This window comes from Neorhizobium sp. P12A (assembly GCF_008365395.1).
Lineage (GTDB): Bacteria > Pseudomonadota > Alphaproteobacteria > Rhizobiales > Rhizobiaceae > Rhizobium.
This window is the reverse complement of sequence record NZ_QOVX01000006.1, coordinates 59,939-82,495: the sequence shown is the minus strand read 5'-3', so window position 1 is coordinate 82,495 and position 22,557 is coordinate 59,939. Positions and strand designations below refer to the sequence as shown.

The window sequence follows — 22,557 nt, the reverse complement described above, 5'->3', positions numbered from 1 at the left end:
ATTCCTCGGGCGGCCAATGGCCGCCCAATTTGATTCGTAAGAGTGACGAAGCAGGGGGCAGAAAAATCCGCGATGCTAAACCGGGAGCTCCGGGCGCAGCAACAGGACAGGGCAGGGCTCGCCGGCTGCAAGTTCCGCCGCATGCGGCGGGCGGATGATCAGGCAATCCGAGCGGGCAAAGATCTTCATCATCGACGAATCCTGCTTGCCGAAAGGCTCGGCCAGCCATTCTCCATCCGGTGACTTGGACAGCTTTGCTCGGACATAATCCTGCCGCTGGTCGTTGGCGGAAAGTTTCGTGGCTGAAAGCGCCACGCTTTCCCTCTTCAGCGGCGGTAAAGACGCCAGTTTGCGCAGCAGCGGCTCAAGGAAGAGCACGCCGCAGACGAGGCTCGAAACCGGGTTGCCCGGGAGCCCGATCACATGGACGCCATCGAGGCTTCCAATCATGAGCGGTTTGCCCGGACGCATGGCGATGCGCCAGAAATCGAGCGTCATGCCCACTGACTTTAACGTCGACTGGACGAGATCATGATCGCCGACTGAGGCGCCGCCGAGAGTGACTATGACGTCGGCGCCCGCCGACCGTGCCCGCTCGACGGCTGATGCAATCTCGGTGCGATCATCAGGAACGATGCCAAGGTCCAGCACTTCGGCGCCGGCCTCCCTGGCGAGCGCAGCTATGCCGAATGTGTTGGAGGCCACGATCTGGGCTTCCGCCGGCGGCGTGCCCGGAGGGACGAGCTCGTCGCCGGTCGCCAGAATCGCCACCAGTGGCCGTCGGTAGACGTCGAGCACCGGATGGTTCATGCCAGCCGCGACCGTCAGGCGCGAGAAGTCCATGACGGTTCCCTTGAAAAGCACGACCTCACCCTCGGCGAAATCCTGGCCACGTGGGCGAACATGCTGGCCGAGGCGGACTCCATAGGTCGTCCGGATATGGTCACCCTCCCGCTCGGCATCCTCCTGCAACAGAATGGTGTCGGCGCCTTCAGGGATCGGTGCGCCGGTGAATATCCGCACCGCCTCGTTTTTCCCGATCGAACCCTGAAATGCGTGGCCGGCAGCTGACGTGCCGATCACAGCCAAGGTCGATCCCGGCTCGGCGAGATCCTCGCAGCGCAGCGCGTAACCATCCATTGCCGAGGCGTTGAAAGGCGGCTGCGTCAGGCGCGCGGCCAGGTCTTTCGCCAGCACCCGACCAGTAGCCTTGTCCAGCGCGACGGCCTCGCTTTCCGAGACGGGAGTGGCCTTGTCTAGAAGGCGGCTCTGGGCTTCAGCGACTGGCAGCAGGCTCATATCTTACTCCTCGCGGCGGAAATCACCCGATTTGCCGCCTGACTTTTCCAGAAGGCGGATCCCACTAATCTCCATGGCCTTGTCGGCGGCTTTTGCCATGTCATAGATCGTGAGGCAGGCGACCGAGACCGCTGTCAACGCTTCCATTTCGACGCCTGTGCGTCCGGTCAGCTTAGCCGTCGCCGTCACCCGCAGGCCGGGGAGGGCATCATCCTCCGATATGTCGACCGACACTTTCGTCAGCATCAGGGGGTGGCAAAGGGGAATGAGATTGGCGGTCTGCTTGGCGGCCATGATGCCGGCAAGCCGGGCGGTCGCGATGACGTCGCCCTTCTTGGCGTTACCCTGACGGATCAGCTCGAGCGTCTCCGGATTCATCCTGACATGGCCTTCGGCGGTCGCAACGCGAGCGGTCTCGGCTTTCTCGCCGACATCCACCATATGGGCCTCCCCTGAGGCGGATATGTGCGTCAGCCCGGTCTTTTCGGCGGCCATCTTACTCGGCCGCCAGGGCACCGGTTTCGCCGGTCAGCAGAGCGCGTGTCGCTGCAGTCACATCATCCTTGCGCATCAGGCTTTCGCCGACGAGGAAGCTGGTGATTCCGGATCTCTCGAGACGCTTGCAATCCTCATTGGTGAAGATGCCGCTCTCACCGACCAGAAGCCGGCCTTCCGGGACCATGGTCGCCAAGGCTTCGCTGACCGCGAGGCTCACTTCGAAGGTGCGTAGATTGCGGTTGTTGATACCGACGAGCGGAGAGGAGAGCTTGAGCGCCCGTTCCATCTCTTCGGCGTCATGCACCTCGACCAGAACATCCATACCGAGACCGAAAGCCTCGTCCTGCAGGCGCTCCGCATCGCCGTCGGACAGCGAAGCCATGATCAACAAGATGCAATCCGCGCCCCAGGCACGGGCCTCATGCACTTGATAGGTCTCGAACATGAAATCCTTGCGCAGTGCAGGCAGCGCGCAGGCGTTGCGTGCCGCGGTCAGAAATTCCGGCGCGCCCTGAAAGCTCGGCTTGTCCGTCAGCACGGAGAGGCAGGCAGCACCACCGGCCTCATAGGCGGCGGCCAGCGACGGCGGGTCGAAATCGGGACGGATGAGGCCCTTGGAGGGGCTCGCCTTCTTGATCTCCGCGATAAGACCGTATTTTCCGGCATCGTGCTTGGAGACCAGCGCCTTGTGGAAGCCGCGGGGCGCAGTCTGGTCGGCCTGCATCGCCTTGAGATCGGCGAGCGTCACAACGGACTTGGCAGCAGCGATTTCCTCGCGCTTATAGGCTTCGATCTTCTTGAGGATATCGGTCATCGCGTCCTCGTCCTTCTCAATCCTGTTCATTCGAGACGGCGATGAGCTTTTCTAGCGCAGCAGCCGTCGCACCGCTGTCCAGCGACTGAGTTGCGAGCTTCATGCCATCATGGATGGTTTCCGCCTTGCCGGCAATGACAAGCGAGGCTGCAGCATTGGCAAGGGAAATGTCGCGGTAAGCGTTCTTAGCACCTGACAGGACATCGCGCAGCGCTGCGGCGTTCACAATGCCGTCACCGCCTTTCAGCACATCAAGCTTGACGCGCGGAACTCCGAAATCCTCGGGCGTCAGCTCGAAAGTGCGGATCTTGCCGCCTTCGAGCGCTGCCACCTTGGTCGTGCCGGTGGTGGTGATTTCATCAAGGCCGTCGCCATGCACGACCCAGACGCTTTCGGCCTCGAGATCACGCAGCACCTCGGCAAGCGGAACCACCCATTGCGGCGCGTAGACGCCGAGCAATTGGCGGCGTGCGCCGGCCGGATTGGAGAGGGGACCGAGCAGGTTGAAAATCGTCCGCGTGCCGAGTTCGACGCGCGAGGGGCCGACATGCCGCATGGCCGAGTGATGCATCTGCGCAAACATGAAGCCGATGCCGGCATCGCGGATGCAGCGGGCGATCATGTCAGGGCCGATATCGAGCTTGACGCCGAGCGCAGACAGACTGTCGGCGGCGCCGGACTTGGAGCTCAGCGCGCGGTTTCCATGCTTGGCGACGGGAACACCGGTGCCGGCAACGATCAGGGCTGCAAGCGTCGATATATTGTAGGTGCCGGTGCCGTCGCCGCCGGTTCCGACGATATCGATGGCATCGGTCGGCGCTTCGACGGCCAGCATCTTAGAACGCATGGTCGCGACGGCTCCGACGATCTCGTCGACGGTTTCGCCGCGAACCCGCAACGCCATGAGGAAGCCACCGATCTGCGAAGGCGTTGCCTCTCCGGACATCAGGATTTCGAACGCCTGACGGGACTCGTCCCTCGTCAGTGCCTCGCCGCCGGCGACCTTGGCAAGAAGCGGCTTCAACTCAGCCATGGCTTTCGATCCTTCCCGAGCGTCCCTAGCGAACCATTGCCTGTTCGGCGAGCGTCTGATTGACGTTCACCGTATATTTCGATTGCAGGGTGGTGACGATCTGATCGAGGATGTCATCGCCGGCCGCATTGGCGATCGCGGCAATCTGCTGGTCCTGATTGTTGAGCGCATCCGTTGCCGGTGCTGTGTTGACGTCGGTGACCTTGAGAAGGATCTGCGTCGTCTCATCGCCGCCCACCGAATTCGCTACCGTATCGACAGCGCCGGAGAAGGCGGCCGTGACGCCACCATGGCCGAGGACCGGATCATCGGTCGTGCGGACGACATCCGCCTTCGATTCGACGGCGATGCCGAGCGGAGCCGCGATGTCGGCGAGCGACTTGCCCTTCTCAGCTTCCGTCTTCAATTCCGCGGCCTTGACGGCCAAGGCTGCTTTCTGCTGTTCCGCAGTCCAGTCAGCGACGGCCTTGTCGTGAACTTCCGACAGCGGGCGATCTCTGTCAGCGATGACGTCCTCGACATCGAACCAGATATAGCCGTCATTTCCAACGGTCAGCGGAATGGGCTGGGCGCCCTGATCGGTCTTGAAGGCCTCAGTGAGGAGCTGCTGCTTAGAAGGAAGATCCTTCACCTCATTGCCGCTCTTATCGAGGCCGGTCGCATCGACGGCGTCGATCGTGATTGCCTTCAGATTGAGCTGCTTGGCGGCATCCTGCAGCGATGCACCCGAACTGCGAAGGTCTTCGAAGCGGTCGTGGACATCGTTGATCTCGCTGGCGGCCTTGGAGAGCGCCACCTGCTTGCGGATATCTTCCTTCACGTCATCGAAATTCTTGGCAGTCTCTTCCTTGACGTTGGTTACGCGCAGGATGACCGGACCGAAGGAGCCCTGGACGACAGGCGTCGTGCCGCCTTCCTTGGTGACGGCGAAGGCAGCGTCGGCGATTGCCTGGTCCGGAACCTTGTCCTTGGTGAAATCGCCGAGGAGCACATCGTTCTTGGTCTTGCCCTGATCGCTCACCAGCTGATCGAAGGTCGTGCCGGTCTTCAGCGCGGTCGCTGCTGCGTCGGCAAGATCCTTGTTGGCGAAAGTCAGCTGCTCGATCGTGCGGCTTGCCGGCGTCTTGAAGCTTTCCTTGCGCTTCTCGAACTCGGCGCGGGCCTCGTCGTCCGTGACGCTGGCCACGTCGGCAAGATCGCTAGGCTCCAGTGTCACATAGCCGATCTTGCGATATTCGGGCGCGCGGTAGCGCTGCTTCACGCCTTCGAACCATTTTGCCAGCACGTCATCGGCAGGCGCCTTGATCGGATCGATATTGGCATTCGTCAGGATGAGGTAATCGATGCTGCGGCGTTCGTCATGAAACTGCCTGATCGCATCGACGAGCACCGGGGGCGCGGAGAAGCCGTTGGAGACGGCGTCGACGATCTGGCCGCGGACGGCGACCTTGCTGCGTTCCTTGATGTAATCATCTTCGGTAATGCCGGCGTTTCGCAAGCGGCTGGAGAAGAGATCACGGTCAAAGCGGCCATTGACGGCCCTGAAGGCCGGATCATCGCCGATCAGTTGCGCCAGGCGATCCTTGGAAAGGCCGAGATCCATCTCGCTGGAGAGCTGATCGAGCGTGGCGCCGGCGATGAGCTGCTGATAGGTCTGCTGCGCGGCACCAAAGGCCTTGGCCTGGTCAGGCGTCAGCTGCATGCCGAACTGCTGGCTCATGGCGCTGACCTGGCGGCGGTAGGCAAGCCGGAACTCGTTGGCATCGATATGCTGATCGCCGACCGTTATGACCGTTGTGCTCGAACCGCCGCTCACCAGCGAGCGGGTCACACCCCATATACCGAAGGACGCGACCAGTAGGAGCATCAGGCCTTTGGCAACCCAGGTCTGGGCGGCTCTTCTCAGCAATTCGAACATCAGAACGCAAACCTCGCATAAACCTTGACTTTGCCCACGGGCAAAGCATTTGGAGTTCCTTAGAACAATCCGAAACGGAATTGAAGAGCGTCGACCGAAATCACCCCCAAACCCGGAACCTTTGCCCAATGCGGGCGTTTTAAAGGGCACGAACAAGAGGAGTTCAATATGGCCGATACGAAAACTACCTCCGCACAAGCCACAGCGGCGCGCATCCAAGCCGAAGTCGCAAGCGACGATCTGTCAGCGCAGATTACTGCCCTGAGAGAGGATCTCGCCCGTCTTTCGGAGAGCGTCGTCGCGATCGGGCAGGGCGCTAAGTCGGTGGTGGCTGGAGAGGCTTCGCAGGTCACGGAACGCGTGCGCGAAAAGGTCCGTGAAGAGCCTCTGTTTGCATTGGCAGTCACGGCCGGCGTCGCCTATATGATCGGCTTGCTCAGCCGACGCTGAAAACAGGGCAGTTTCATTTTCAAAAGACCGGCGGAGTTCGCCGGTCTTTTTGCGTGGACTGATGACTTAGTGCTTGGTTCGCTGAAGGAAGCTCTTCAAACCCACCGAACGTGGGAAGGGCAGCTCGGTGGGTGGCGCCTGCAGCGCTTCCCAATCCTTAAGAGAGCCAAGGATAGTGTCCGAGGATTGCTTCATCTGCCTTGCGATCGGCCCCGAGGCACGCGCCACCGGTTTGAGCGGGAAGCCCTTGGGATGTATCGCAGGCAAATTGAGATCCGGCGAAAGCGGCTTCAGGAGCTTGGCCAGCGCTTCCCTGGCCTTTTGCCTGTAGGTGGTCAATAAGGGATCGTCGGAATGAAGCTGTTCCAGCACCTTGAATGCCTTGATCGCGTCGGTCGTTCGGCCTGACGCCGCCAGGGCCGTGCCCTTCTTGAAATGCGATCGTATGTTATTGGGCCTTTGATCGACGATCCTGGAGAAGGTTGCTGCGGCCTCCGCGAATTTCTTTTGCGCCATCTGCGTGTCGCCAAGACGCACGAGCACCGGGATCGGGTCGGCGGCCTTTGCCAGAAGCGTACTATAGGCTGCCTCCGCTTCCGCCAGCTTGCCCTTGTCGAACAGGAGCTGCGCAAGCGAGAGCTCGGCACCGATATGATCCGGGTAGGCGGCAAGGACCTGCTCGAAGGCCGCTTCGGCATTCGTCCTGTCTCCCGATGCGTAAAGCCGGCTTCCCTCCTCGTAAACATGACCTATGCTGCGAACATTCAATCCTTCGCGAAGATTTCGACCGCTTCGGGTGCGCACCGTGATGCAGTGAAGGGTCTGCTCCTCGACGCCGAAAGCATATTTATACGGCTCGTTGCCACGGAGGAAATCGTAGCTGATAAAGCCTTCTTCGATCGCCCGGCGAATTGAGTAACCGTGGAGGACGAGACCCGGCGAGGGGGTTTTCCAGTCCTCATCGCGGCCGGCGATGTAAAAGAGGATCGACTTCTTCTGATGATCCAGGAAGTTGGCGAGTGCCCCCAGCGGCCTTTCGCCATGCCAGAGGATTGGAACCATCAAGTTTCCGCTTCGGAAGGCGTCCAGCAATATGGCACGTGACGTAGCGATGATCTTCTCTGTCCGATCACCCTTGAGGCTGCCCCATTTTGCACGCCAAAGCCGGAAGAGGATATCGACATCCCGGTCGATCGTGTCGGCGGTCGCGACTGTGATGCGGTAGCTGTCATCATTCTCGACCTGCCTTAGGAAGCGGCGAAGCTTCTGCCGCGTCGGGCTGCTCAGATTGCGTTCGAGATAGGCATCCCAACTGGTCGGTAATTTCGCGACCGGGCAGATAGTCTGGTCGATGCCGGCCTCATCAAGCCGCGAGACCTTGCGGAATGATACGTCGGGTCCGCCCAACTCTGCAAGCAGCGCATTGCGCCGCTCGATGGAGCCCGAGAAATTGTCGAGATGGAGGTTCGTCCAGTTCTGGCTTTTCAGGAACAGGGCAAAACCGCGGATCGCATGTGCCTCATAGCCCGGCTCGCTGATCAGGCCGGTATAATCGGCTGCATGATTGCCAGCCATGAAGATGTCGTCGGTAAAAATTCCGGTCTTCTGATCCTGAACCGTTCTCAGGCGCAGGGGAAAGAAGGCAACATAAGGAGATCCAGGTTGCTTCTCGCGCAGCGCCAGGATGAACCAGCGCTTCCGGTTCCTCACATATGCCTGCAACCATGTCCAGGAGAGAGAATATTGTGCTTGAGGGTCGCTTACATAAACCCGATCCCAATCCGCACGCGCCGCATCCAGATCAGCAATGCTTTCGATCACGTCAATTCGCATACGCCTACCGATCGCTTTGTTTACTTCGCTAAACAGCAAGCGCTCATATTAGCTGTATTTGAAATGCGTCAAATATTCCCTTCGTGTTATTTGCGGAGGTAAAATGGGATTAGCGATCTACATGGCATCCGTGTAGCGCGGGCTGGCGCGGATGAAGACCCAGAGCGCCTTGCTGATCTCGACGATCTCCTGGATGGACTTCTCCAGGCGGTCGATTTCCTTCCGGTCGAGCTGTTCGATCTTGCCGTAGCGGACTTCCTTTTCGTCCTCGACAAGGCGCATCAATTGCGTGCTGGAAATCTCACCGCTCTCGTCGAAAGAATAGATGCAGTGATTGTATTTGTTGCGCATTTTCGATTCCCGCTTCAGGCGGCCCATCAGCGCAAGAACGGCCTTGCTGTCATCCGATGGGGCCGACGGCAGTTTGGCCAGCCGCTCGACCAGATCGATACGCGCGCGCGTCGTATTCAATGTCAGGAAAACGATAATGGCAGCATCCTTCTCCACATTGAGAAGGTGCGCAATAATATAAATCAAAAGGCTCTCGGTATTGGTCCAGACATAGTTCAGTCGGCCGACAAGGAGCAGAACATCTGATATCGCAGGCATTGTACGACCCAATCGAAAATCACAGATTATGCATTCATCATAAAGCAAAATCCTATTTAAGCATGTCCTTCCTCTGGCCTTTTCTGGTCTCGATCAACGCTCGCGGAATGCTCGCGACATGCTGTCGACAACCGGCTTCGAAAGATATTCGAAGAATGTTCGCTCCGCCGACTGGATCATCACATCGGCCGGCATGCCGGGCACCGGCTTGAACCCGGGAATACGCTTGAGTTCTTCCGGCGCCACCTTGACCCGCACGATATAGACATCCCTCTGCGTGCTTCCCGAGGCATCCTCCACCGAGTCCGCCGAGACGTAGAAGACGTCTCCGTTCAGAACAGGCGTCGTGCGGCGGTTGAGCGCAGAGAGGCGGATCGTGGCTGTTTCGCCTTCATGGAGTTGATCGATCGAGGTCCGCAGCACTTGTGCCTCGATGATCAGCGGCACGTTGTTGGGCAAAATTTCCATGATCGGCTTGCCGGTCGTTATGACGCCGCCGGCAGTGTGGTAGTAGGCGCGCACGACGGTGCCGCTGACCGGAGAACGGATGACGGTTCGGTCGAGGACGCCCGTCGCCTCGCGCGCCTGCTCGCGGACGCTTTCGAGATCTGACTCGGCGGTCTCCAGCGCATCAAGGGCAGCCTGCTTATTGGCATTGATCGCGATGATCGCTTCCTGACGGTACTTCGCCACCTGCGATTCGCTTTCGTTGATCTCGGACTCGATGCGCGCCAGTTCGCCCATTGCGTCGGCGACGGCGCGTTGTACCGCCAGCAGATCGGAGCGACGTACGACGCCTATCTCGGCCATCTTCTGCTTCGAATTCTGTTCATCCGTCAGGAGGTTGAGCTGCGTGACGAAGGCTTTCTTCTGGCCGTCATACCCCTGATTGCGGAATGCCAGCGAGGTGATGTTCTTCTCGATCAGGTTCAGCTGTTCGTCGAGCTTGACCTGCTTGCTGCGGAAAATGACGAACTGGCTTTGAATGAGCGCGTTGACATCAGGATCGCTTGCCTCCTGCTGGACCACGTCGGGAATTTTGAAGTCCTTGGCGCCTTGAGCCTCGGCCTTGAGGCGGGCGACGACTGCCTCAAGCCTCAGACGCCGCATCTTGAGGGCGCGTTCGTTTGCAAGCGCTGCGGTGGGATCAAGCGTCAGCAGGATGTCGCCTTCGTGTACGACATCGCCTTCGTTCACCATCAGCTCCTTGATGATGCCGCCCTCCAGATGCTGGATAATCTTGTTGTTGCCGGTCGCGACGAAACTGCCCTGGGCGATGACGGCAGAGGCGAGGGGAGCTGTCGCCGCCCAGTAGCCGAAGCCCCCGAACGAGGCCACCAGAATGGCAAATCCGGTAAAGCTGTGCGGCCGGATGGAGCGCGGCACCTCGCTGTACCATTCGACCTGGCCCGCCTCATCTTTCTTGGCGGATTGGATTTCTGTCTTTTCCTTGCCTCTCCGAAACATGACACTCACCCGCCGATCCGCGGAGCCTGTTGCCCGCCGTTGATGCCGTCGCTTGGCCTGGTGCTCATCGCCTTAAGAACTTCCATCCGCTCTCCGAACATCGCCACCGAACCGTCTTTCAGGACCAGGATCTTGTCGACACATTGCAACAGGGCAGGACGCTGGGTGATGGTGACAGTCGTGATGCCCTGTTTCTTTGCGTGGATGAGCGCACGGGCGAGGGCGTTTTCCCCGGCTGTGTCTAGGTTCGAGTTGGGTTCGTCGAGAACAACGAATTTCGGATTGCCGAAGAAGGCGCGGGCAAGCGCAATGCGCTGCTTTTGTCCGCCTGAAAGCGGCGAGCCGTCGGCGGCAACCACCGTCTCATAGCCCTGGGAGAAGCTCGCGATCAGTTCGTGGACATCAGCCAGGACAGCAGCTTCGTAGACGAGCTGGTCTTCCACATCATCGCGCATGCGGCAGATGTTCGCCTTGATCGTGCCCGGGAAAAGCTGCACATCCTGGGGCAGGTAGCCGATACTCTCACCGAACTGACGCTGATCCCAGTTGCGCAGGTCCATGAGATCGAGGCGCACGTTTCCCGAGGTTGGCAGGATTGAGCCGACCAGCATCTTGCCGAGCGTGGTCTTGCCCGAACCGGAATTGCCGATGACGGCAAGCGATTCCCCCTTGCTCAACGAGAACGAAATACCGTTGAGGATGACCTTCTTCTGTGGCGGCGGCACGAAGAGAATGCGCTCGACATCCAGACGCCCCTCCGGGTTGGGCAGGCGCAGGCGAGGGAAATTCAGCGGCGAATTTAGAAGGAGTTGCTTGATGCGGCCGTAGGCGGCGCGGGAGTGGTTGAACTGGTTCCAGCCTTCGATCGCGCCTTCGATGGGTGCGAGCGCGCGACCGGACACGATGGACGCCGCAATCACCATGCCGCCGGTCAAGTCACCGGCAAGCGACAGATGCGCGCCCCAGCCGAGCAGCGTGACCTGCGTGACTAGTCGGCAGGCCTTGGTGAGGCCGGAGAAGACGATATTCCGGTCCTGAGCGGCCACCTGCGCCTTCAGCGAACCCGATGTTTCGCGGCCCCACATCTTCACCGCTTCGGGGATCATCGCCAGAGCATTGATGATCTGGGAATTGCGGGCCATGGAATCGAGATGGAAATTGGCGCGGCCAAGGAACGAATTGGCCTCGGCAAATTGCTGGGCCGTCATCTTCTGATTGAGATAGGCGATGACAAACATGATGGCGCAGCAGGTCAGCACGATTACGCCGAGCGACGGATGCACCATGAAGACGACGACGATGAAAAGCGGCATCAGCGGGGCGTCCAGAAAGGCAATCAGGGTGCCCGACGTGATGAAACCGCGCAATTGCTGCAGGTCGGACAGGGTTTGATAGTCACGTCCCGTTCCATGCAGCGACGCGCGGGCGGCCGCACTGAGGATGGGGGCGCCGAGCTGCACTTCGAGCTCGACGGCTGTCCTCATCAGGATGAACCGCCTCACGGCGTCCAATATGACCTGGAGGATCACGGCTCCGAGCACGGCGATGGTCAGCATCACGAGCGTATCGATGGAGCGGCTGGTCAGTACGCGATCCGATATCTGAAACAGATAAATCGGAATTGCCAGGACAAGGACATTGATGGCGAGCGTGAAGGCCATGACGATCAGCATGTTGCGTCGGATGACGATCATGCCGTTACGCAAGCTGGCCGCAAAATTCAGCGGCTGGCTGCTTCGCTTGTGGAAGACGTTGCCGCCTCCGCCGCCCCCACCGCCATTGCCCTTGCCGTCATCGTCTCCACCATTGCCGCCGCCACCGTCACGAACGCGCCGTTCACCTTCCTTGATCGGTCCCGGCTCACTATCGATTGTGCGAGGCAGCGGGCCTGGATGCGCCTTCATCTCGATTTCGGGCTTCACTTCGGGCAGCTTCACTTCGGGCACCGGCGAGACGTCGCGCATGGCGGTCTCAACCGCAGGAGCTGACTCAATCGCGGGGTCGGGCAACCTTTCAGCCTTAGGCGGCAGTATGGTCTGCTTTGGAGTCGCAACTTCAATTTGAGGAGGCGCAACGCGCTCCTCGGATGCGGCTTCATCTACACCTTCCGTTACGGCTTGCGGTAACGGAAGCTCTTTTGCTGCCTTTGACGACGATGCGGTTGAGTGATCGCCCAGCTGACGCGGCTCGAAGGCCTTCGGCTTAGGAAGATCCAACTGCACCTGGTTGCGCGCCGAGGATGACGGAGCTTCGTTCCGAAGCGGGAAAAACCGCACCCGCGTTGAGGTTAAAACAGAAGGTTCATCGTCAGCAGCCTTTGCCTCCTGCCGAGTTTCCGCCGGCACAAGCTTCTGGAGGTTCTGGATGACATCATCGATTGCAGTTACGGTCGAGGCAGCAGCGGTGTCTGATTGTTCGTTGGCCGGCGCGACAGAACTCCGCAGCCGCACGGTCTGGCTCTCGGCAATTCCCAATTTGGAAATCTGGTTCATCGGAATGCAACTCCCACTTATTCTTGCCAGTTTCTTGCCGATCAGGTGAGAACCGAATGCATCGGATCACCGACGCTTCCGTTGTGCCACGACAGGTCGTGACCGAAGTCGGTCGTTCCGTCCTGTCCTGTCTGCTGGTCGTTATTGTCGTCGAGGAATGCGATCGCCTCGTTCGCCAATTGCGCCACGGGCTGGTTGGGGGCGGGGCCATCGTGATCAACGAGACCGCCTTGAATGAGAATCGCATCCGAATATGTGTGGCCGGCAACGTAGGTCGTATGGCCGAAACTGTCGTAGTCGATAATGCTGGCGATGTTGACGACCGCATTGCTGCCAGTATCGATCTTGACCGTCGCATCGTGATTGTCGTGCAAGGTTTCGTTGGCGATCTTGGTCACGGAATCGCCGTCGCCGACGACATTCACCTGCTTGATGACATTGACGTCGTAAAAATTGCCGGTGATGTATAGGACATTCAGGCCCGCATAGCCGGCGAAGGTCGGATCATGCGCAAGCCCTTCCGGCATGGAAGCATCGCGATCCTGGATGTTCTTGACGACATCGTTCATGTAATCCGGCATGGCCTCGAAGCGATCGGTTCCGCCGATGTTCTGGATAGCTGCCTGGTTCCAAAGCAGATTGCCGCCCGTCTGCACCTCGGCGCCCCTGGTGCCGTCCAACTTCACCGTATCGCTGTCGTAGAGCACCGAAATCTGGGTGATCGAGTTCATGTCGAGGACGTGGCCGCCGACGATCACAAGATCGTACTGCATTCCGATGCCGAGATAGGATGCAAGGTCGGCGACGCCGTTATTGCCAGTCAGGACAGTGGTGTCGACGCCGCTGGTCGTGACCGTCAGGGAGTCGTTATCGGACAGGAAATTGTATTGCTCCGTCCAATGGACGAAGGAGACGTCGCCGTCCACGACGCTGACATGCCAGGCGGTCGGAAACACCGGGTCGCTGCCATCGCCGCCTGCGTGGCTGGTTGGATCGTTTGCGAACTGGCTATGCTCGAAAACCGCAATGTTCTTGCCGATTGTCTGGGCGCTGGCTGGCGACGATGCATCATTGTCCAGCAGGCCCTCGACTTTGTCGTGGTCGGCATAGGTGTAGATCTGGGAAATCGCATCGACGGAATGATAGTCGCCCATGACGGCCATGACAGGCGCAATGATGCCCGTGTCCACGACTGTCGCGATATTGACGACCTCGTTCCCGCCTGTCTCGATCGTCAGGGAATTTCCGGAAGGATTGTCGCTATGGACCGGTGTGTCGCTGCCGGTTGGCTCCCCGGAGGGCGTCAGCAGCGGCTGAGGCATATAATCGTTCAGATCGGGGAGATCGTTCGCATCGGCGCCATTGACGTGAATCCCGTCAAGCACCTGGGCCGCCTGGATGACGTAGCCGCTGCCATCCGGCTCATGAATGCTCGTTCCGCCGTTCTGCTCAACGGTCTGCGCGAAGTCGTGCATGTCGTCGCCGATCTTCGTAAGCGCGTCCGGGCTGTCGGTGCGCTCGATCGAACTGAAGGGCGACATGGCATCCGCCCTGGCGTTCATCTCGGCAAGCTGGTCGAGGATGTAGGAAAGATCCTGAACGGCATGGTGGCCGTTCGTCATGTCGAGAATGTCATCGTCACGAACGACGTTGACCTGCATCACATGGGCTATTTCGGATCCTTGACCGTGGTCGACATGAAGCTTTTGCTCTGCGCCAAAAGTCGTGGTCGCAATATAGAGGTCGGCCGGGTCCCGGATCGGCGCAAGCTCCTCCTGGGCCAGAGCGGTGAGGTTCTTCAGCGTCGCGTGGAAAGTCTCGTCATAAAGTCTCGCCTGCAGATGATCGTATTCATAGGCGTTGGAGACGTATTTCACGTTGGGACTGAAATCGATCAAAGTCAGGTCGGAGGAGAATTGATCCTGGGGCAGGGGCTGATCCGGTGTCTCGGAATTGGCGTCCTGCACGATCTGTCCGTCGAGCGCATGCTGTCGCAGCTCGATTGCATCCGTATGCGTTTCGAACATACCGATGAAATGCGCGATGATTTCCGACAACTTTTCAGCATGCATGACTGAGCTCCCCTACAGTCGTCTGCATCTGGCTTCTGCGCACTTTGGTTGAAACTGCCGACGATGTCCCGTAGCCGGCATATCTCTGCTCAAGCCGCCAATATGCACCGGCCTTGAGTGGCCGGTGCACGTGTGCAGATAGCTTGTGCAGTAATATCAGCCGTTGTGCGTATCGTGCTGGTCGTTGCCGCCGGTGATGGCGATATCGGCCGCATTGCTGACCATGTTCGCGCCCTGGACCAGCTCCTGATGGAAACCGGAATTGGCGAGAATGGCGGAAGCATCGGATACGTTGCTGCCCGTGAGATCGTGACCGACACCTGCGGTATGCGGATCCCAGCTCAGCTTGCTGTCGATATCTACGCCGTCCGCGCCGTGGGCGTTGCCGCCAGTCGCATTCAGGTAGTTGTCGGCGCCGGAGTTGTTCATCTTCAGATCATAGGCTGTATCCTGATCTGCAAGATTGTTGGCCTGGACAAGGCTGAAGCCCGTGTCGTTGCCATCTCCGCCGAGAGCGTTGTTGAGGATGTTGTCGACATTGAAGTGGAACGAGAAATCGTCGCCGATATCGTAGGTCACGTCATGGCCGGCAACGCCGAGGTTGCCGAAGTTGGCGACATCCTTGAGGCTGCCGAAATCGTCGTCGCTGTTCGTGGAATTGTGTGAATCGGACGTAGTCTTGGTGTTGTAACTATCGTCCATTTCGTTCTTGTTGATATTTCTGATATCGGTCTCAGTATTGCTGAACGACTTGTTCGACGTCCAGTCGTAGTCGTTATGGCTGTTCAGGTCGTTGTTGCTGTTGGACGTGGATGTATTTCCGTTGTCCTTGATATCGACGTCAGTATCGGTGTGCGTCGCGTTGATCACCTTGCTGGTATAATCCCAATCGTAATCGTTGTTGCGATTGTTGCCGCTGTGATCGTCGGTGCTGTTGTTGCTATCGGTTTTGTCGTCATCGGAAATAATGTTGGTGTTGGTGGTGTTGGTCTGGTTTGCCACACCGGCAACGGCGACCGAACCGTCATCCGAATGCGTGCCATTGACGGCGCTTGTAGCAAGCCCGTCAGCCAACGCTCCGACGCGCAAGTCGTCTTCGGCGCTTACGTTCGCAATATCCAAGTCGGGCATGTGATCATTTCCTCCGAAGGAAGGAGGCCGTCTCGAAATCCCTCTCATCTAAACGGGATATACTCGCGGCGGCCCCAACTCTGTTGACACTGAACTCTGTTAACGCTGCGGCAGACATACGAGCTACGCGCCTGCCGTCCTAAACCGGCCTGTTGGTTCAGACCCGGACTGTTGCGGATTTGTCGCAAAGCGAAACAAAAGCAAACAAACCCGTTGTGGCGATCGAAAGATCGCCAGCTGCATGTTCTGTTCATTTCACTAAAGATGCGGGGAAAGCCTGCCGGCTACGCAAGTCACCAAAACCGGAATGTCGCTGCCCCCTGGTGTCCCGATGCTCTGGCGGAACGTTCGGACTTTGACTGAAAAACAGGCAGTGTCCTAGCTATCAATTTGGGCTAAAGCCTGTTTTTCCAGCAAATCCCGTCTCTTCGCCGAGCGACGAACGTGTTAATAAGTATATGTTATAATTTAGGTTTAGCGACGCTTAGCGGTATTAGCCCGGAAAATCTGACTATCATTGAGGCAATGCCGAGTAGCAAACTCCTTCGATAGGTCAATTCCCGGTGCGTTCCGACGTCCGATAAGCAGCGAAAATGTTTGTCCGGCGAAAATTTTCAACTTTTCTTGATCAAACGCGGCCAAAAGGAAAGCGCTACGATACTTCTCGAAATGTAATAAAACCTATACTGAAAGCCCTTATGGTCAGGTCATTCAGACCATCGGCCTTGTCCGAGATAAGTCAATGGTTACAATCTGGTTAAGCCGAAAACGGCTACAGTTATTGCCTCACCCGGCCTCGCAGTAGAAATCTCATACAAACAAATATAAATGCCCGAAAATGTGCGAATTTGCGCAGAAATTTGTGGTGCATTTTAGTTAAATTCCCACATTTATGGTAATTTTTAAGGCCTTTGCGCGGGACCTAACCCCTTTGGGCAATTTTCAATCATCCGGACATGTATTAGGGTGGTTAAAACTTAGTAAAGAAGGCTGAACACAGTCCGAAAAGAGCACAGCGCTCATAAAAGAACATTCCAGTAGAAAAAGCGGGTTAACAAACTTTGTTGTGAGCTTTGGGGGATGCGTAAATGTTCATTGCAAGCGCTAGAACAGGGGAAATTGAAGAAAACCGCAGTATCATACCGCTGAAAGACACCATTATCGTACTGGCCGACGCCGATCTATTTTCCGAATGCCTGGTACAAGCACTGGGCGTAAGGTTTGCAAACTACGACGTCGTCAGCATCGCTGATCCGAAGGTACTTCATGGCGGAGTACTTGATGGAGTAAAACTTATCCTGCTTTATCACGTATCGTCAGATGACTTGCAGGATACTTTGCGATCGTTGCGCGCCGGTACACCTGGTGTTTCTATCGGTCTTGTGGTCGAAACCATCGATCTTCTCGATCCCTACGTTGCCAGACTTGTGGAAGCACGCAGTATTCACGGCGTGCTGCCGCTCAATCTTCGCCTCGATGTTTTCATGGCGGCGATCGATCTACTGATGAAGGGGGGAGAGCACTTCCCTTCGGCATTGCTTCGCAGATTAACCGGCGAAATACAGCACTCCGGGCAGTCATTCTATGGATCGCCTTCAAGAATTGCCGGCAACAACCAGCGCCCGTACGATGACGGCATGGGCGCGCGTAGCGGTAGCCTGCAAACGCTGACGACCCGCGAGGTGCAGATTCTCGACCTAATCTGCAAGGGGACACAGAACAAGATCATCGCGGACCAGCTCAGCCTGTCCGAGAACACGGTCAAGGTCCATGTCCGCAACATCTACAAGAAGATGAATGTCCGCAACCGAACGGAAGCCGCTTCGCGCTTCTTCAATTCGGATCTCGGTCACGATCGCGATCCGTCGCGCAAATGGCGTAATTGACACGATAAACGTCAGATCAGAAGAGCCGCCGTCGGTCCTTACGACCGGCGGCGGCTTTGTATTTTCGATGGCACCGACGATTATGCCGACAAAGGCATCGAAGACGATTCTCTTCCGAGGTCTGAAGGAGCGGTTGTCGCACTGCACCTGACCCCAATTTCACTTAATCGCCTGGGCGGCGCCCAACCAATGCCGCGCGCCGATAATCTAGAATTAGATTAACATTTTCAGTTAGATAAACTCAATTACTAATCATCGGAGACTCGATCGTCCGCGGGCTTGCCATAGGGCAGGTGTTGCCGTTCTGCGACATTTTGACAAGAGCCGCCCATCTTTCCCTTTAATTGCTTGTATGCATCGCCCACTTACTATATGGCACAGCATTATAAGGATGCTTATGAATAGTAGGCTTTCATTTCCATGACCACGACACCTACCATCGGTTTTCTGTTGCACGACGTCGCACGTCTTCTTCGGAAGCGGTTCGAACAGCGTGCGAAGGGCCTTGGCCTGACGCGGTCGCAGTGGCAGACGCTCGCCTACCTCGCCAACAACGAGGGAATCCACCAGGCGGGCCTCGCCGAGATATTGGAAATCGAACCGATTACGCTGGTGCGCATTCTCGACAAGCTCGCCGAACGCGGCCTTGTCGAGCGGCGCCAGCACCCGACCGATCGCAGGATCTGGCTCCTTTACATGCGCGAAGAAGCAAAGCCTCTCCTCGTAGACATGCGAAGCATCGGAGACGCCGCGCGCGGCGAGGCGCTGGATGGCGTGTCAGCGGAAGATCGCGAGCGTCTGTCTGAAATTCTGACCCTTATGAAATCGAACTTGATTCAGGCCTGCCGTTTGGGAGCAGGCGACAAAGAGAAAAATCATGGCTGACTCCTCCCCAATTCGCATGCCCGCAAACGCAAATGAGACTGCCTCTCACGAAGAAGTGGCAGAAGCCCCTGTCGTGGCAGAAGCACCGTCCTCCAATCCGACGCCGGCACCTGCGGCAACTGTTGTCCCGCCGGCTGCCGCTCCCGAGAAGCCGCGCAAGCGTCGCAGCCCGACGAGGCCGATCCTGTTTGCGCTGCTGCCGATCGCTCTTGTAGCCGGCGGCTATTACTACGTGACCGGCGGCCAGATCATGTCCACCGACAATGCCTATATCCAGGCGGACATGGTTGGCATCTCGACCGATGTCTCCGGTACCGTCGATTCCATCGAAGTGCATGAAAATGAGCCGGTGAAGAAGGGGCAGGTGCTCTTCCGTATGCGCCAGCGTTCCTTCCAGATCGCACTCGACGGCGCGAAGGCTCAGCTTGGCGTAGCTGCCACCCAGCTACAGAACCTCAAAGCCAGCTACCAGCAGGCCTTGGCGCAGATCGCCCAGGCAGAGGCCGACATTCCTTATTTCCAGACGGAATTCGATCGCCAGCAGAACCTGATCAACAGCTCCGTCGCATCCAAATCCGCCTATGACGAGGCGAAGCACAATCTCGATGCCGCCCAGCAGAAGGTGAACGTCGCCAAGGCCCAGGCCGCCACGACGCTTTCGCAATATGGCGCCGACATCAACCAGCCCATCGAGCAGAACCCGATCTATCAGCAAGCGCAGGCTGCCGTCGACGACGCCCAGCGCCAGCTTGACGATACGGTTGTGCGCGCGCCCTTCGACGGCATCGCCACCAATGTCAATTCGCTGCAGGTCGGCCAGTATCTGCAGACGTCGCAGGCGGCGTTTGCCTTGGTATCCAGCACCAATCTCTGGATCTCGGCGAGCCCCAAGGAGACGGAGCTGACCTACGTCAAGCCCGGCCAGAAGGCGACGATCACCGTCGATGCCTATCCCGGCGTCGAGTGGAAGGGCACCGTTGCCAGCATCAGCCCGGCCTCCGGTTCCAGCTTCTCGCTGCTGCCGGCACAGAATACCACCGGCAACTGGGTGAAGGTCGTTCAGCGCATCCCGATGCGGGTCTCGATCGATGACATGCAGGGCAAGCCGCCGCTTCGCGTCGGCATGAGCACGGTCGTCGATGTCGATACCGGCCACGCCCGCGGCTTGCCTGATTTCATCAACAATCTCTTGGGCCAGCCCCGAGGTCAGGATCATGAGTAACGCAGCAGCACCAGCGGCTGACGCACCGATCGCCAATCGAGGCGCGATCACGGCCTGTGTCATTCTCGCCGTCATCATGCAGGCGTTGGACACCACCATTGCCAACGTTGCGCTGCCCTATATCCAAGGCAGCGTTTCGGCGAGTGCGGACCAGATCAACTGGGTCCTGACATCCTATATCGTGGCGGCCGCCATCATGACGCCACCGTCGGGCTTCCTGTCGGCCAAGTTTGGGCGCAAGCGCGTGTTGCTGACGGCGATTGCCGGCTTCGTCGTCGCGTCGGTTCTTTGCGGCTTTGCCCAGTCTCTCGTCGAAATCGTCGGTTTCCGTCTGCTGCAAGGCCTGTTCGGCGCTTCGCTCGTGCCGCTGTCGCAGGGCATCCTGCTCGACATCTACAATGTCGAGGAACGCGGCAAGGCGATGGCGCTGTTCGGCGTCTCGGTCATGGTCGGTCCGGTTCTCGGGCCTGTCATCGGCGGTTGGCTGACGGACCATATCAGCTGGCGCTGGGTGTTCTATATCAACGTGCCGATCGGCGCGCTTGCCTTCTTCGGCATTGTCGTCTTCGTCACCGAGACGAAGATCGATGCGCTGGCGAAGCTCGACTGGTTCGGTTTCGGCATGCTTAGTCTGGCGATAGCGTCGCTGCAGCTTTTCCTCGACCGTGGTGAGCAGCTCGACTGGTTTTCCTCGGGCGAGATCATCGTCGAAGCGCTGGTCTGCGCCTCCGCTTTTTACCTCTTCTTGGTCCATACGTTCACGGCGAAGAAATCCTTCGTCAATCCGCGCCTGTTCCTCGACCAGAACTTCGCGGTTAGCATGCTGTTCATCTTCATCGTCGGCGTCACCTATCTGGCCTCGCTGGCACTGATGACGCCTTATCTGCAGACGCTGATGGGATATCCTGTCGTCACTGCCGGCATCGTCATGGGTCCTCGCGGTGTCGGCACCATGGTCTGCATGTTCATTGTCGGGCGGCTGATCGGCAAGGTCGATACGCGGTGGTTGCTGTTCCTCGGCCTTGCCCTGACAGCCTGGGCCATGTGGGCGATGACCGGGTGGACGCCCGACGTATCGCAATGGACGATCATCTATGTCGGCTTCATCCAGGGCGCCGGTCTCGGCTTCCTCTTCGTGCCGCTGACCACGATCGCCTTCGCGACCTTGCCGGCACAGATGCGCGGTGAGGGGACGGGTCTCTACAACCTGTCGAGAAACATCGGTTCGAGCGTCGGCATCTCGGTTGTTTCGGCCCTGATCGTATCGAACACGCAGAGCAACCATGCCTCGATTTCGGCCTATGTGACGCCATTCAACCATGCTTTTCATGCGCCCGCGGCGATGGAAAGCATGAACCCGCTGACCCGTGTCGGCAGGGCCGCCCTCGACAGCGTAATCACGTCGCAGGCGACGATCATCGCCTACATGGACGATTTCAAGCTGCTGATGCTGATGTCCATCTTCGCGATCCCTCTGCTCGTTCTGCTGCGGAAGCCATCGGCTCCGCCGGTCGTCGACCACAGCGTCGCAATGGAATAGCCGCTAGAGTTTTCCTTTGTCCTCAGCGGCTTAAAGGGACCGTCGGGCACCACCCCGGCGGTCTTTTTGCGTTCGGGGCCGGATTTGAGCGGTGATCAGGGATTAGGGAAGCGGCGGCTGACGAAGCGCGAGCCCGCCGCGCCGAAGCGCCAGAGCGGATCGACGTTCTTGGTGATGCCGATCCTCTTTCCCGCAACGACGGGAACGGGCTCGGCCGCCGATATTTCGAGGGGCGCCGCATCGAGAAAACGGCCATCGATACTTCGATCTATGGCAAGCGCCTGGCAGAGTTTGCCTGGACCGTTGCAGAGTTGCTCGATGGCATCAAGCCCGCGACGTTGCACCATGGTCGCTATGCCATCTTCCGGCTCGAGCGCACGGATCAGCACGGCGCTGCCAGGAATGCAGACGAAATTGACGCACCAATGGATGCCGTAGGAGCGATAGACATAGACATGGCCGGGTGAACCGAACATGGCCGCATTGCGCACCGTAGGTCCACGGAAAGCGTGGGACGCCGCATCGTCGGGACGATAGGCCTCCGTCTCAACGATGCGCCCGCCGACGCCGTCGCAACTGAAACGCCAGCCGATCAGGTCATGGGCAACCGTCACCGCATCCCGGCCGAAGAATTCCGCCAGCTTGCCGCCGGAGAGCGGCTTCGCACCTATGGAGTGAAGAGGGGAAGGTGGATTGCCGCGCTCGCCGGTCATCCTGCCGACCGGCCGGTTCTTCTCAGGGCCCAGGCACTCCCCAGAAGCAGCAACGCAATCGCGCTGAAGCTTGCCATACTGGCTGGATGCATGGGGACGGCCGACCAATCCGGGCGGATGATGTCGGCGGTGTTGAAGCTCTCATTGCTGAACTGGCAAAGGATGAGCGAAAGCTGATGCAGCACCAACTCGGTATCGATGTTCGATACGATCTCCGACGCAGCCGCAGCCTCGCGCGGCATGGTCCGCATGCGCAGGAGCACATCCTTGGTCGCCGCGAGATAGGCATGGGAGCATTCGTTGAACGGGCTGTTCTCGTCGCTCACGCTTTGGGGAACCGAGCCCCACATGCAATAGGAATATTCGATCTGCGCATAATTGAGGACTCGCCTGAAATCCTCGTTGGTATCGGCGGCATTTTCGGCCAGATCGATGATCGCGCCGCGATAGGTGGAGATGACACTCATCTCACCATGCGAAAGGCTGGGGATCGAAATGCCCGAGGTCGGTCCGCCCGCAGGCGCGCCATGCGCCGAGGCTGAAGCCGCGATTGCCGTCAAAACAAGGGCGAGACCGATAAGCTTACGCAAGTTGCTGTTCCATCGCTGTTGGGCGGATTTTCCGCCCTGATCGTCCATCTGAAACGGGAAGTGGTCGATGCCAGTTGAAATGCTTTCGGGCAGCGAGACCCGGAA

Annotated in this window: 18 protein-coding genes; 5 read left to right on the top strand and 13 right to left on the bottom strand. The window is 58.6% G+C overall.

From position 1 onward, the window contains the following. Positions 1-75: 75 nt before the first annotated feature. Genes glp through DTW90_RS18505 form a run of 5 tightly spaced genes read right to left on the bottom strand, consistent with a single transcriptional unit; the run spans position 76 to position 5,562 of the window. The gene (gene glp / locus DTW90_RS18525; RefSeq protein ID WP_132524890.1) at positions 76-1,299 is read right to left on the bottom strand and encodes a gephyrin-like molybdotransferase Glp; all 1,224 of its coding nucleotides are present in this window, start codon (positions 1,297-1,299) and stop codon (positions 76-78) included. A 3-nt stretch (positions 1,300-1,302) separates the two neighbouring features. After that, positions 1,303-1,794, bottom strand: coding sequence for a cyclic pyranopterin monophosphate synthase MoaC (moaC, locus tag DTW90_RS18520; RefSeq protein WP_149340058.1), 492 nt, complete (start codon positions 1,792-1,794; stop codon positions 1,303-1,305). Position 1,795: 1 nt separating this feature from the next. Next, positions 1,796-2,611 (bottom strand): indole-3-glycerol phosphate synthase TrpC, encoded by an 816-nt coding sequence (gene trpC / locus DTW90_RS18515; protein WP_149340057.1) that lies wholly within the window; start codon positions 2,609-2,611, stop codon positions 1,796-1,798. A 16-nt stretch (positions 2,612-2,627) separates the two neighbouring features. After that, complete coding sequence (trpD, locus tag DTW90_RS18510; RefSeq protein WP_149340055.1) at positions 2,628-3,644, bottom strand: anthranilate phosphoribosyltransferase; 1,017 nt, start codon at positions 3,642-3,644, stop codon at positions 2,628-2,630. Positions 3,645-3,669: 25 nt separating this feature from the next. After that, the gene (locus DTW90_RS18505) at positions 3,670-5,562 is read right to left on the bottom strand and encodes a peptidylprolyl isomerase (protein ID WP_149340054.1); all 1,893 of its coding nucleotides are present in this window, start codon (positions 5,560-5,562) and stop codon (positions 3,670-3,672) included. A 168-nt stretch (positions 5,563-5,730) separates the two neighbouring features. Between DTW90_RS18505 and DTW90_RS18500 the strand changes: the two genes are divergently transcribed. Further along, positions 5,731-6,012, top strand: a complete 282-nt coding sequence (locus DTW90_RS18500) for a hypothetical protein (RefSeq protein ID WP_132524899.1) — start codon at positions 5,731-5,733, stop codon at positions 6,010-6,012. Between the two features lie 66 nt (positions 6,013-6,078). Here the strand turns inward: DTW90_RS18500 and DTW90_RS18495 are convergent, their stop codons facing one another. From DTW90_RS18495 to DTW90_RS18470, 6 genes are all read right to left on the bottom strand, one after another. Further along, on the bottom strand, positions 6,079-7,833 hold the full coding sequence (locus tag DTW90_RS18495; RefSeq protein WP_188079976.1) for a GNAT family N-acetyltransferase: 1,755 nt from the start codon (positions 7,831-7,833) through the stop codon (positions 6,079-6,081). A gap of 129 nt (positions 7,834-7,962) precedes the next feature. After that, a complete protein-coding gene (locus tag DTW90_RS18490; RefSeq protein ID WP_132524903.1) occupies positions 7,963-8,454 on the bottom strand; it encodes a hypothetical protein in 492 nt (163 codons plus the stop codon). Positions 8,455-8,547: 93 nt separating this feature from the next. Further along, entirely contained in the window at positions 8,548-9,921 is a 1,374-nt protein-coding gene (locus DTW90_RS18485; RefSeq protein WP_149340051.1) for an HlyD family type I secretion periplasmic adaptor subunit, read from the bottom strand. A gap of 5 nt (positions 9,922-9,926) precedes the next feature. Further along, positions 9,927-12,413 carry a type I secretion system permease/ATPase gene (locus tag DTW90_RS18480; RefSeq protein WP_246664972.1) on the bottom strand — a complete coding sequence of 829 codons (2,487 nt, stop codon included), beginning with the start codon at positions 12,411-12,413 and terminating at the stop codon, positions 9,927-9,929. Positions 12,414-12,454: 41 nt separating this feature from the next. Next, positions 12,455-14,485 carry a hypothetical protein gene (locus tag DTW90_RS18475; RefSeq protein ID WP_149340050.1) on the bottom strand — a complete coding sequence of 677 codons (2,031 nt, stop codon included), beginning with the start codon at positions 14,483-14,485 and terminating at the stop codon, positions 12,455-12,457. Positions 14,486-14,641: 156 nt separating this feature from the next. Beyond that, positions 14,642-15,616, bottom strand: coding sequence for a fibrinogen-binding protein (locus tag DTW90_RS18470; protein WP_149340049.1), 975 nt, complete (start codon positions 15,614-15,616; stop codon positions 14,642-14,644). Between the two features lie 1,088 nt (positions 15,617-16,704). On the opposite strand from DTW90_RS18470, the gene DTW90_RS18465 reads away from it, so the two are divergent. The 4 genes from DTW90_RS18465 to DTW90_RS18450 all read left to right on the top strand — a co-directional run bounded on the left by DTW90_RS18465 (position 16,705) and on the right by DTW90_RS18450 (position 21,149). Continuing rightward, positions 16,705-17,502: a response regulator transcription factor gene (locus DTW90_RS18465; RefSeq protein ID WP_149340047.1), complete on the top strand. Its 798-nt coding sequence runs from the start codon at positions 16,705-16,707 to the stop codon at positions 17,500-17,502. A gap of 420 nt (positions 17,503-17,922) precedes the next feature. Further along, a complete protein-coding gene (locus DTW90_RS18460; RefSeq protein ID WP_149340046.1) occupies positions 17,923-18,387 on the top strand; it encodes a MarR family transcriptional regulator in 465 nt (154 codons plus the stop codon). Next, entirely contained in the window at positions 18,380-19,609 is a 1,230-nt protein-coding gene (locus DTW90_RS18455; RefSeq protein WP_149340045.1) for an HlyD family secretion protein, read from the top strand. Before DTW90_RS18460 ends, DTW90_RS18455 begins: the two co-directional genes overlap by 8 nt. Further along, entirely contained in the window at positions 19,602-21,149 is a 1,548-nt protein-coding gene (locus DTW90_RS18450; RefSeq protein ID WP_149340044.1) for a DHA2 family efflux MFS transporter permease subunit, read from the top strand. Before DTW90_RS18455 ends, DTW90_RS18450 begins: the two co-directional genes overlap by 8 nt. A gap of 95 nt (positions 21,150-21,244) precedes the next feature. On the opposite strand, the gene DTW90_RS18445 is transcribed toward DTW90_RS18450, so the two are convergent. Beyond that, on the bottom strand, positions 21,245-21,862 hold the full coding sequence (locus DTW90_RS18445; RefSeq protein WP_149340042.1) for a DNA-3-methyladenine glycosylase: 618 nt from the start codon (positions 21,860-21,862) through the stop codon (positions 21,245-21,247). Further along, complete coding sequence (locus DTW90_RS18440; protein ID WP_149340040.1) at positions 21,859-22,452, bottom strand: hypothetical protein; 594 nt, start codon at positions 22,450-22,452, stop codon at positions 21,859-21,861. The genes DTW90_RS18445 and DTW90_RS18440 overlap by 4 nt, the downstream gene beginning before the upstream one ends. Between the last annotated feature and the right edge of the window lie 105 nt (positions 22,453-22,557).

What these genes read in the sequence shown, in the direction of transcription:
- glp (WP_132524890.1), bottom strand. Translation starts at nt 1,299, where the DNA reads ATGAGCCTGCTGCCAGTCGCTGAAGCCCAGAGCCGCCTTCTAGACAAG.
- moaC (WP_149340058.1), bottom strand. Translation starts at nt 1,794, where the DNA reads ATGGCCGCCGAAAAGACCGGGCTGACGCACATATCCGCCTCAGGGGAG.
- trpC (WP_149340057.1), bottom strand. Translation starts at nt 2,611, where the DNA reads ATGACCGATATCCTCAAGAAGATCGAAGCCTATAAGCGCGAGGAAATC.
- trpD (WP_149340055.1), bottom strand. Translation starts at nt 3,644, where the DNA reads ATGGCTGAGTTGAAGCCGCTTCTTGCCAAGGTCGCCGGCGGCGAGGCA.
- DTW90_RS18505 (WP_149340054.1), bottom strand. Translation starts at nt 5,562, where the DNA reads ATGTTCGAATTGCTGAGAAGAGCCGCCCAGACCTGGGTTGCCAAAGGC.
- DTW90_RS18500 (WP_132524899.1), top strand. Translation starts at nt 5,731, where the DNA reads ATGGCCGATACGAAAACTACCTCCGCACAAGCCACAGCGGCGCGCATC.
- DTW90_RS18490 (WP_132524903.1), bottom strand. Translation starts at nt 8,454, where the DNA reads ATGCCTGCGATATCAGATGTTCTGCTCCTTGTCGGCCGACTGAACTAT.
- DTW90_RS18485 (WP_149340051.1), bottom strand. Translation starts at nt 9,921, where the DNA reads ATGTTTCGGAGAGGCAAGGAAAAGACAGAAATCCAATCCGCCAAGAAA.
- DTW90_RS18480 (WP_246664972.1), bottom strand. Translation starts at nt 12,413, where the DNA reads ATGAACCAGATTTCCAAATTGGGAATTGCCGAGAGCCAGACCGTGCGG.
- DTW90_RS18475 (WP_149340050.1), bottom strand. Translation starts at nt 14,485, where the DNA reads ATGCATGCTGAAAAGTTGTCGGAAATCATCGCGCATTTCATCGGTATG.
- DTW90_RS18470 (WP_149340049.1), bottom strand. Translation starts at nt 15,616, where the DNA reads ATGCCCGACTTGGATATTGCGAACGTAAGCGCCGAAGACGACTTGCGC.
- DTW90_RS18465 (WP_149340047.1), top strand. Translation starts at nt 16,705, where the DNA reads ATGTTCATTGCAAGCGCTAGAACAGGGGAAATTGAAGAAAACCGCAGT.
- DTW90_RS18460 (WP_149340046.1), top strand. Translation starts at nt 17,923, where the DNA reads ATGACCACGACACCTACCATCGGTTTTCTGTTGCACGACGTCGCACGT.
- DTW90_RS18455 (WP_149340045.1), top strand. Translation starts at nt 18,380, where the DNA reads ATGGCTGACTCCTCCCCAATTCGCATGCCCGCAAACGCAAATGAGACT.
- DTW90_RS18450 (WP_149340044.1), top strand. Translation starts at nt 19,602, where the DNA reads ATGAGTAACGCAGCAGCACCAGCGGCTGACGCACCGATCGCCAATCGA.
- DTW90_RS18445 (WP_149340042.1), bottom strand. Translation starts at nt 21,862, where the DNA reads ATGACCGGCGAGCGCGGCAATCCACCTTCCCCTCTTCACTCCATAGGT.